The organism is Nonomuraea sp. 3N208, assembly GCF_052245935.1.
Lineage (GTDB): Bacteria > Actinomycetota > Actinomycetes > Streptosporangiales > Streptosporangiaceae > Nonomuraea.
This window is the reverse complement of record NZ_JBQQBR010000094.1, coordinates 1-10364: the sequence shown is the minus strand read 5'-3', so window position 1 is coordinate 10364 and position 10364 is coordinate 1. Positions and strand designations below refer to the sequence as shown.

General features: G+C 63.1%; 5 protein-coding genes and 1 pseudogene. 5 read left to right on the top strand and 1 reads right to left on the bottom strand.

Translation table 11 applies throughout. The annotated features are described in order from the left end of the window. Window positions 1-802: 802 nt before the first annotated feature. The 4 genes from ACTWPT_RS58895 (at window position 803) to ACTWPT_RS58880 (ending at window position 9762) form a co-directional block, all read left to right on the top strand. Window positions 803-3013, top strand: a complete 2211-nt coding sequence (locus ACTWPT_RS58895) for a GmrSD restriction endonuclease domain-containing protein (protein WP_443186286.1) — start codon at window positions 803-805, stop codon at window positions 3011-3013. A gap of 597 nt (window positions 3014-3610) precedes the next feature. Then, window positions 3611-4489 carry a hypothetical protein gene (locus ACTWPT_RS58890; RefSeq protein WP_443186285.1) on the top strand — a complete coding sequence of 293 codons (879 nt, stop codon included), beginning with the start codon at window positions 3611-3613 and terminating at the stop codon, window positions 4487-4489. Continuing rightward, a complete protein-coding gene (locus ACTWPT_RS58885; protein ID WP_443186284.1) occupies window positions 4489-7815 on the top strand; it encodes a DEAD/DEAH box helicase in 3327 nt (1108 codons plus the stop codon). The genes ACTWPT_RS58890 and ACTWPT_RS58885 overlap by 1 nt, the downstream gene beginning before the upstream one ends. Window positions 7816-8082: 267 nt before the next feature. Further along, the gene (locus ACTWPT_RS58880) at window positions 8083-9762 is read left to right on the top strand and encodes a hypothetical protein (RefSeq protein ID WP_443186287.1); all 1680 of its coding nucleotides are present in this window, start codon (window positions 8083-8085) and stop codon (window positions 9760-9762) included. Between the two features lie 31 nt (window positions 9763-9793). On the opposite strand, the pseudogene ACTWPT_RS58875 reads toward ACTWPT_RS58880, so the two are convergent. Beyond that, window positions 9794-10030 (bottom strand): annotated as a pseudogene (locus ACTWPT_RS58875) (3'-5' exonuclease); the annotation flags it as partial. Between ACTWPT_RS58875 and ACTWPT_RS58870 the strand changes: the two are divergent. Continuing rightward, entirely contained in the window at window positions 10023-10181 is a 159-nt protein-coding gene (locus tag ACTWPT_RS58870; protein WP_443186283.1) for a hypothetical protein, read from the top strand. The pseudogene ACTWPT_RS58875 and the gene ACTWPT_RS58870 sit on opposite strands and share 8 nt — an antisense overlap. The last annotated feature ends 183 nt before the right edge of the window (window positions 10182-10364 follow it).

Here is a 10364-nt window from a genome sequence, read left to right as displayed (position 1 = left end):
AAACGCTGGATCACCCGCTGGAAAGCCGCTCTGAACGCCTTCGCCATCACCTTCGAAGGCCGTCTGACCCCGACCACTCGATAGAACTAATTCAAGATCGAGTTACACCGTTTTCTGGACAGGCCCAGTGACCCGGACGGACTGGCCATCCATCCCCGATGGGAAGCGGCGAGTGATCCGCGAGTGGGAAGAAGTCTCCCGCCGCGTAGTGGAGGGCAGCCTCGCTGACGTGCGACGCACAGATGGAACGTGGCGCTGAGCGAATGCTCGACGACCCAGTCCTGTCTTCGGGCACCGAGATGGGACTTCCCCATTCCTGATCCCACGTCTGCTCAGACTAGGTTCCGCGCCTGGTGTAGATGCCATTACGGTACTGGTCAGCTCTTCCCCTGCCTGAACCGATGTCGAGCGGTTCGTAGGCCGTGTCCTGGACGCTACTACCGCTGCGTTCGCGAAACCGGTGGTGTAACGCTGGCGCCCCTGGTGTGTGGTCAAGTACCAAGCAATGGCGTCGTCACCACGACCGGCGAAGTCTGTCACCCTGGGCTGTCCGCTGTCCGCGCCTCCTGTCTTGCCATAGGTTGTCAGCCGTGCTGTTGATGGGTTAGGACCAAGGGACGGTGACCTGCGATTTTACGCGGAGATCCTTATCACACCTGCAATTGAGTTGGGTGACGTAAGGGCAAGCGGTGCCAGCGATGGAGAGTCCGATAGGTCTGGTGACAGCGTGGCAAGCACGTTGACGTGGTAAGTCACCTTGGTAACACTGGCGTTTGTCATCCAGACGCGACGGGCCGTGATCATGTTCGAAGAGAACATCAAGTCGAAGTCGTTCTGTCTGCACGAGCTCTTCGGTGAAGTGTCCTACGAGATCGACTTCTACCAGCGGGAATACACATGGGGTGAAGACGAGGTCCGCACCTTGGTTCACGATCTCTGCGCAGCATTTGATTGGTGGCGGCAGAACCCGGCGATGCTCCAAAAGCCACATCGAGCGCCGCAATACTTCCTCGGACCGTTCGTGTACTACGAGCAGCAGCGGCGGCGACGGTTCCTCGTCGATGGACAGCAGCGTTTCGTGACACTGCATCTTCTCTTCATGCATCTGCGCGCAATGGTCGGCGGCATCTACGACGATAGCGCAGACCGGCTCAACCGCGTCATCCGGCGCCATGACCAGTCCTTTTGCATAGGGATCAAAGATCACGAGCCTGTGCTCCGAGCGATCACAGAAGGACGAAAGTATGAACCTGGGATCGGCGACTCGCTGTCAAGGCGTAACCTATGGGCGCGCAGCGAGCAGATCGTGCCGCTGCTCAATGAGGCGCTGGACAACGAGCAACTGCCGTTGTTCATTGACTGGCTTCTCGACCGAGTAGTGCTGATAGGCATCAGCGCGCACAGCAGAGACGCCGGCTACCGGATGTTCGAGACCATGAATGACCGGGGCGCGCGACTGACTCCCGTCGATCTGCTCAAGAGCCATCTCCTCTCGAGAGTGGGAGCCGAGGAGGAGAAGCTCAACCAGCAGTGGCAAGTGATGCTCAGCGAGTTGACCATTGACCGGGACGACCGCGACGCACCATCGCGTTTCATCAAGGCGGTACTTCATGCCCGCTACGCACGCCTCGGCAACGAAGAGGACAGGAAGAGCATCGACAGCAATCTCAACTTCTGGGTGCGGAGGAACGTCGAAGTCGTGGGCCTTCGCACGGCAGGCGACTACTTTCGATTCGTTGAGACGCTGATCGAGCTGGGCAGGCGATACAGGCCACTATTGGCAGCAGGAAACGACCTCACGCATAACTTCGAGCCCGTTTACTTTAACGCGCGCAATGGCATCACAGCACAAAATGTGGCGATGCTCGCCGCGATGCGACCTACCGACACACTGAGCGAAGCCAAAGAGAAGGCCCTTCGTATAGCTCGCTATCTGGACCGCTGGTACGTCCTAAGGGTCCTTGAGGACCTGCCGGTGCAACCCAAGGATATCCGTGAGGAGGTGCACGACCGCCTGGTACCGAAACTTCGAGGCAGCACCACCAGTGATGACGTCACCTCACGCCTGGGCGAACTCGTCACCGACGACGCAACGTCGATTCTCAACTTCACCAAGTTCAGCCTTAGGGGAAACAACGCTCACCATGTGCGCTACTTGTTGGCGCGGGTGACGTCATTCGTGGAAACATCCTGCGAAAGAGCCAATGAGATCCTCGCTTATCTTGATAGCGACAGGTACCACATCGAACATCTGTGGCCCAAGCATCACCATCTTGTTAGCCATGACGTGTCGGACCCGGTCGTCTTTCGTGCCCTGCGAAATCAGTTCGGCGCTCTGGGGCTACTTCCCGGCCGCGACAACTCCAGCTTGAACGACCTGCCTCTCGGCCAAAAGTTGGGATACTACGCTAAATATAATATTTTACTCGGAGTCTTGTCTCCCGGTTACCGAGACAGAAGCCCCGGTCTACGCGACTTCAAAAATTCTCACGGACTGGAGAAGTTGCTCCGCTCCTTCGGCGACAAAGATTCGATGAAGAAGATTATCGAGACGCGCCATGAGCTCTATCTGCGACTCTGTGAGATCATCTGGAATCCAGTCAAACTTGGAATAGTAAAGCCTGACGCCACGATCTCGTCTGAAGCGGCGAGCAACAAGGAGACACTAGCGCCTCCAGCAAAGAAGAACTCTCGCGCTCGCCACAGAACAAGGCGCGGTACTGATGTCGCCCTCATGGTTCAGGCTGGCATCCTGTCCGAGGGGACGGAACTCTTCCTTCGCTATAAAGGAAGGGAGCATTCAGCGGTGCTCGACGCAGATGGCGGAATCGTGATCGTAGCCACGGGCATGACCTACGGCAAACCCGATGAGGCCGCCACAGCAGTACGCGGCACGAGGTGCGATGCGTATCGCGAGTGGCAGGTCAAGCAAAGCGATGGCACTCATGCCTCTCTTCGAGAAATCAGAGCTGCGGCCAAGACCGCCGGTCTATTCCCCCGCGCTGGTCGGTAGCACTCCAGCCGACCATTGCTTCCGGCGGCTTCGTGGCGCCTGCCGCGTTGCTCCGTTTGCATCGTGACCTGGTGGCCTGGTGGCACCGTGATGGACCTACCCACCCGAGCATCCCGGCCGCCCTCGGACGCGAATAGGCAGGTGTCAACGTCCTCCAGAGGTAAGACTTCGAAGTTCCGCGACGAGCTGGAGGCGTTCAGATGTCGAAAAGGTCACTAATGCGCAAGACCCATGTGGGCCTGAGCTCCGAAGCGATTGAGCGACGGTCGTCGCCCAAGGCTGCCTGCTGGACGGGCGCCACCGGAGTGGCAGAGGGTCGATCTCAGCGAGATAGCGAGTCGCGGCACGTTTAACCGGTAGCACCCGGCTAACGCGGAACAGCTCGATGACCTGCGCAATCCATCCATCCCAGCCGTATGGGCACATTGGCCGCTATCCTCGACGATTGTGTTGCTGTAGGTGCCGAGCGCCGCAAGCACGCTGCCATGCATGGGCTCGCCGCCAGCCGAACGGCCAGCACCCTGGGCGCCGCAGCTGTTCGCAAGCGACCGCGAGGCACGCTCACACCACTCGGAGCCAGAAGCGAGGAGAACGAGGTTGGACGCTGGTGTGGGCAGTGTGATCGACCTTTTGACCGCATCGCTCGATGAGATCGAAAGATGCGTGACCTTCCACCCTGGTATCGCGGCGTCGAGCCATATCGTCGTCATTGTCTCAGGGCTGGACGCCTTTGAGGTACCTGTCGCCATGGGCCGGTATCTCGTCGGCACACTGGCCGGCGCCGTGGGGTTGGACGCCCGGCTGTCGGAGGATCTGCTGGCGCGAGGCGTCGATCGCCGTGAGGAGATCCGAAGGACTGTCACGTCACTGATCGGCACAGACAACATCTTCGTCACGGAAGAGCAGAAACAGGTCCGCGACACGCGCCGGAACGCATGGATCGGCGAAGGGATCGGGCATGCCCTGCTGTCACTCAGCGCACGCAGGGAGACGTCGTGTGTCGATGGCCGGATCTGCACATTGTCCGAGATGCATCAAACGGTGACCCGTCAGGGCTTGGACTCAGTAGGCACCTACGTGCAAAATGACGTGCTCGGTGTGTCCATCGGCGAAAGCAAGTCGACCGAGTCGAACGCGAGCGCAAACTTCGGAGATGCGTTGAACCTCTTCAGCGAGGTGGAGGAGGGAATCCACGGCCCGGACCTGCGCGCCCGACTTTCTGCGTTCCGCTACGTCTTGGAGCCGGGTCTCAAGGAACAGGTCAAGGACTCGCTCTGGAGCGACAACGCCTCCTACCTGCCGATCGTTGTCTATCAGGATGACTACGACTTCACGACCGCCCGGCCGAAGTTTCAGCGGATGAAGACACCGCGCGAGCGGCGTCGGGTCATCGTTGTGCAGTTGCTGAGCTTCCACGCCTTCTTCGACGCCGTCGCGGACGCGATGCGAGCGGCGGTCGACGAGGTGGTCGTCTAATGTTCAACCGGGGAATCAACGCCCTTCTGGCAGCACTGCCCACGATCGCCGACCTGAACGTCAATGAGATTCGCCGGATCCTGACCACAGCGTGGCTTGAGACCACCAGGCCGCGGCTGGGGGCAGATCAGCCCGCAACGGCCTCCGCAGAGACGCTCCATCGGCTGGCGACGGCGCTGGAAGTACACGCGATCCTCCCTCTGCAAGCCGAACCGTCCATGGTCCGGGCGTGTGCTTTCGTGGCCGCAGAGGCGCTGACCATCGCGCACGGCTTGGCAGACAATGACGGGAACGACGGGCAGCCTGGAAGCAGCAACAGCCCTTCCTTTTGGCTGTTCGGGTCCGAACGTACCTTTGAGCGCGTCGAGGCTGCACTGCTGTACCTGATCGCCGGCTACGACGCCAACGCGGCCCTGACGGTCTCTGGCATGGGCGCGGAGGACCTCGACGACAGCAGCATCGAGGGTCCGATCGCTAGTTGGGCGGTGCAGCGCATCGTGGGACTGTGCCGTCTGACGCCGGCGGTTGAGGTCGCTGCCCCGATGCTGGACCAGCAAGGACTGCCAGCGCGCGTCCTCGTGCGGCACGAATTGTGGCGCCTTATTGGCGTTCACGTCGCCGACCATCTCGACTGGCTCATGTTCCGCAGCGGGATCGACCCGAACGCCGGCAGCTCGCTACGGGCTCTCGCGGAGCGGCTTGAGAACCGCGACCAGATACCTGTAAGGCCGGCTGCCCATCCTGACCTCCATCACCTGCTGCTCCTGCTAGCCACAGCCTGCGATGAGACCGGCTCCCGGGCGCTGCGGACGGTACCTCCTCCACCGCAAGACACCGGGGACCGCTTCGGGACCTACCAGCGCAAGCGTGCCGGGAGCCGACCGCTGCTGTGGCCCGCCGCCCAGGAATACGCGCACGAATCGCTGCCCGGTCCCAAGGCCCACGCCGTGGTGGCAGTACCCACCAACTCCGGCAAGTCGTCCGTCGCCGAACTCGCGATCAGCCATGCCCTGTGCCAGGGCTGGGTCCTCTACTTGGCACCGACCAACGCACTCGTCGGCCAAATTCGCCGACAGATGGCCGATGTCTTCGGTCGGACGACCGTACGCGAGTTCCTTGGTGGCGCCGAATACACACAGCTGATTGGCGAGTCCCTGGAACAGATCGAAGATCAGCAGATCCTCGTCATGACTCCGGAGAAGTGCTCCCTGGCTCTACGGCAGAACCCCGAGGCTTTCACGAAACTGGCCTTGTGCGTTTTCGATGAAGCACACCTTCTCGGAGACCGGGCCGGCCGTGGTGTGATCGCCGAGTTGATCCTCGCAGAGATCATGCACCGTGCCAGGAAGGCGCGTCTCCTGTTGATGTCCGCGCTCATCGCCAACCCCTCCGAGCTCGGATCCTGGCTCAGCCACGCGACTGGAATGCACACGGCTGTGATCAACGGACCGTGGCGTCCCACCCGTACACTCCGCGCGATTGCCGGCATCGACAACGACCGCGGTGCAGCTGCCTTCACCGCCGCCTCTCAACGGCTTCATGCACTCCCTCCGCGCCGTAAACGGGAGACGTTCAAGGCACCGATCGCTCTGCTCGCCGGGCTACAGGGCGCATGGGCAAGCGAAGCGGCCGACGACTACGCGCTGGTCCAGACGGACATAGAGGTTCCCCTCGCCGTCATCCGGGAGTCCGGATGGGACCCGGCTGGCTACTGCACCCCGGCCACTGCAGCGATCGTTCAACGCCTCGGCCTGCGCGGCGACAAGATCCTCGCCTTCCTGCCCCGGAGCAAACACGACAGCTTCCACGCCGCGGGGATGACACAGTTCGCCGCAGCGCCAGCCGATAGCACCGTCGAGGCCCTGCTGGACCTCGCCGATCTGGAACTTGGTGTGCCGTCGGCGCTTCGCGCGCATTTGCAGCAACGCGTCGCCGTGCATACGAGCGCCCTCATCCGTGAGGAGCAGCGCGCCAGTGAGCTCGCTTTCGAGCGCGGCGTCGCCGTCGCCATGTACGCCACCGGAACCATGGCCCAAGGACTCAACCTGCCCGCCACCGCCGTCATCATCGGCGGCACTGAGATCGGTTACGACAACACCTCCAGCACACAGCAACGGCGCGACCAGGCTCGTGCGCAGTTGCTGAACGCTATCGGGCGTGCAGGCCGCGCCCACGTTGCCTCCCGCGCGATGGCCCTCGTCGTACCAAATAAGGCTCTTGTGCTCAGCTCCTCCGCCGATGCCCGGCGGGCGGTCCGCACCGCGGAGTTCCTGCAGGACGAAGACGCGTCGTCAGAGCTGAGCAGCGCGCTGGACGGACTCATCCATAACGCACTCTCCGGCGCGCTGACGACGGACACCATGACTCCGGCAGAGCACACTGCGTTCGCCTTCCTAGCCTTCGAGAACGAAGATGAGGACGACACCACGCAGGTGGTGGGAAAAACCTGGGCCGTCCACCGAGCAGGCGCCCAACATCAGGTCCAGGCGATCACCAACGCGATTGCTGTCACCGGCAGCACTTTCATCCAGGAAGCCGGCGCACCCGCATGGGTGGCGTTCGCCGCTCACCAGTCCGGCATCGCGCTCTCCGAGACCGCGGCACTCTACCGGCACTTGCGAGCACGCCTCCAGGCCACAACAGCACCCGCAGAGATCCTGGGGTGGGCCGATTTGATGCTCGACCTGCTGGAACAACTAGCTCCCGAGCAGCTCCGGCGTATCTTGCCCCCCAAGCCCTATGGAGACGCGAGCAAGCTGTCGAAGATCTTCGACCCTGGTCCCGCGCGCGCGGACTCCTGGTCGGCCTATCGGTCTGCACTGTGCGCCTGGATGAACGGCGAACCGATCATCGCGGTGGCCGAGCATATCCACCGTAAAAGCGTTGCCGGTAACGCCAAGCGCGGCGCGCAAGACCCGCTTCCGCGCGCAATCACCGTCACTAGTGACGCTTTCCGGTTCGGGCTTCCACTCATCGCTGGAGCGCTCAACGCCATCATCATGCTCGGCCAGGAGCATGAGTCCGAGGGGCCCTGGACGCTGTCGGCCGAAGCCATCAGAACGCTGAACCTGCTCCCACTCGCCGTGCGCTCGGGCGCGAACACACCTGAGTCGCTCGCGTGGATCCGCGCCGGTGTCCACACCAGGGTCGCCGCTCACCAGCTCAACGCGCTGCTGCCGGCTCCGCCCGGGCAGCCCGATGACGAACTCCAGCGATGGGCACATGCCCGATTGATGGACCTCTACCAGGACGCGATTCCGAATCTGGTCACACCTGCGCAAGCCGCCGTGATCTCCGCGTTGCGGACGGTTCGCGAAGCCCGGTAGCCCGTTGCGTGGTCTCGCGGGGCTCAGCAGATACCGGTCGTCCTGCTTGGCGGCCGGACTGCCGAGCCCTCCGGTGTTGGATATCACCGCCCAGATAGGCGAGGGGGCGGAGTGGCGCCCAACGGTCGCCTTCTATGCTCACCTCGAGCAGGCGATCGCGTTCCTGACCGAACTACCTCCGTCTCCAGCCAGCGTTCCCACAGTTCGAGCCCCGCGAATCCGCAGACGCTGTTGCGGAACCACCCGTCTCAGGTGTGCAGTGACAGCATGGAGCCTCCGAGCGCGCTTGACGAGCGTGAGCTGTCGATCCTCATCCGCATCGCATCGAACGTGAAGCCCGTGACATCACGAGAAACACGCTTGACGCGGATCGTCTACGCTCTGCAGGACCGGAAACTGGTGGCCATAACCCGAACGAAGGGCTTCTGGAGCGCCGCCCTGACGGAATCCGGCCAGCTCTACCTGGAGAGCGGAAACCACCTCCCAGCGCCGGACGCCAACCAGCCGGATAGGGATGAACCTGCCATCGCCCCCGGAGACTTTCTCAGTCAGCTCATTGACGCAGGCGGCATGTTGCGGATCAACGACCCGGACGAGGTAACCCGCCGCCTGTGGCGGGAGGCCGCCCAAGCCGCCCGTCGGGACGGTCTGATCCCCGATGGATACCACCTCACCCTCACAGGGCGTGACCAAGGCGATCTGGAGATACGCCTCAAGACAGGCGGTTCTCGGCAGCGGCACATGCGCTACCACCCAAAGGACCGGCGGCCCATCCCCGTCCTCCAGCATCTGGAAGACCCGCATCCAGTGGTGGCCGAACTACGTGATGATCAGCTGGCCTTCGCACTCGACGGCCCCGCCCGCCAGCGAGGCCTCCGGCTGTTCCAGGCAATCGCGGACGAAGCCACTCGCTGCTGCTACACCGTCCGGAGACCCGGCGACTATAAGGGCGGACACCTTGAGGTGGTCATCGGTGACGAGGGCTGGGCAGTCGCGATCCAGAGACAGGAACTAGCGACCCGTCTGGCAGCTCAGCCCAGCAGCAGCCGCAAGAGTCCTGACGACGTCGATGTTCCTCCTGCCCAACGGCTGCGCCTGCGACTCTGGCAGTGGCCCGGCGGCGGAAGCTGCGACTGGTACGACGGAGACAAATCGACGCTGGAGTCCCAGCTATGGCAGGTCATCGTGCACATGGAGACGGCCACCAGGGACATCTGCCACGCAGTAGCGATGATGGACGGCGGTCGATCCCCCGAAGAGCGGCAGCACCAGCGGGACGAGCTCCGTCGGGAATGGGAAGCTGCCACGGCCTACGCTCGGGAGCGCGTCCTCGCCCAAGACCGCCTGCAGGTGCTGGCTACCGAGATGGACGCCTGGCAGCGGGCACGGACCATACGCCAGTACGCCGACGAGCTGATCTCCGCGGTGTCCACGATCACAGACGAGGACCATCGTCGGTCACTGTCTGACTGGATCGCCTGGATGAAGTCCCATGCGGACACGATCGACCCGATCAAAGAGCCCCCGCAGTTCCCACCGGACAGGACCGTCGATCCCGACGAGCTCATCCCCATCTCGGCCGATTCAGTCCCTACAATCCACCGTCGGTATAGCCGAGCGCTATACCTCCTCGTGCCGGCGTCGGGCGAGGGCGGAGACGGGTGCCGCACACCACGGCCTAGCCGAAAGTTGTCCGGTCGCGCCGAGCTCACCGAGCCACTGCAGTCCTTGTGCCGTTGCCCGTTCGAGGTAGATCTGCAGCAGGGTGGCGCAGGTTCGGGCGTCGCTGTCGGCGTGGTGCGCTGGGCCGTTGCCGAGTCCTTCGGCGGCGGCGCAGTCGGTGAGGCGGTGGGAGGACATTGGCGGCCCGAAGCGGCGCGCCAGGTTCAGGGTGCACAAGGTGATGAGGTTGTCGGGGGTAGCCCGCTCGGGCGAATTCGGTGCTGAGGACTTCGCTGTCGTAGCGGACGTTGTGGGCGACGACGATCGCGCCGTCGAGCATGGCCGCCACGTCTCCGGCGATCTGCGGGAAGTGAGGAGCCGTTGCCACTTCGCCTTTGGTGAGGCCGTGGATGTGGGTGGGGCCTGGCCAGCGTCCGGGGTTGACCAGGGTGGAGTAGGTGCGGTCTTCGCTGCCGTCGGGGTGCAGGCGGATGATCGCGATTTCGGCGATGCGGGCCTTGCGGGTGTCGAGGCAGGTGGTCTCGATGTCCACGACGGCGTACGGCAGCGAGCCGATGCGGTGCCGGGGCGGCGGTGCGGCAGCCGTGGGCGTGTCCAGGTTGACCGCTCGGGTGCGGTCGCTGGTGGTCGCAAGAGCGCTGATGGACTGCTGGGTCTCCGTGACGTCGAGGCGGCGCGCGTAGGAGAGGGTGAGCAGTTCCTCACCGATGACGTCGTCGTACTTGTCGACGCGCTTGTCACCTGACTTGGCTCACGTTCAAGATCAAATTCGAGTCGTAGGCCGCTGACCTTGGGCTTCGCCGTCGAGGACGGCGAAAAGTGCGCACTAAATCGGGGGCGTCTCTACGCTGTAGGCCGTGTCCCCG

Bases quoted from the DNA above. Each gene is read 5' to 3' on its own strand.
- ACTWPT_RS58885 (WP_443186284.1), top strand. From the start codon at position 4,489: ATGTTCAACCGGGGAATCAACGCCCTTCTGGCAGCACTGCCCACGATC.
- ACTWPT_RS58895 (WP_443186286.1), top strand. From the start codon at position 803: ATGTTCGAAGAGAACATCAAGTCGAAGTCGTTCTGTCTGCACGAGCTC.
- ACTWPT_RS58870 (WP_443186283.1), top strand. From the start codon at position 10,023: ATGTCCACGACGGCGTACGGCAGCGAGCCGATGCGGTGCCGGGGCGGC.
- ACTWPT_RS58880 (WP_443186287.1), top strand. From the start codon at position 8,083: ATGGAGCCTCCGAGCGCGCTTGACGAGCGTGAGCTGTCGATCCTCATC.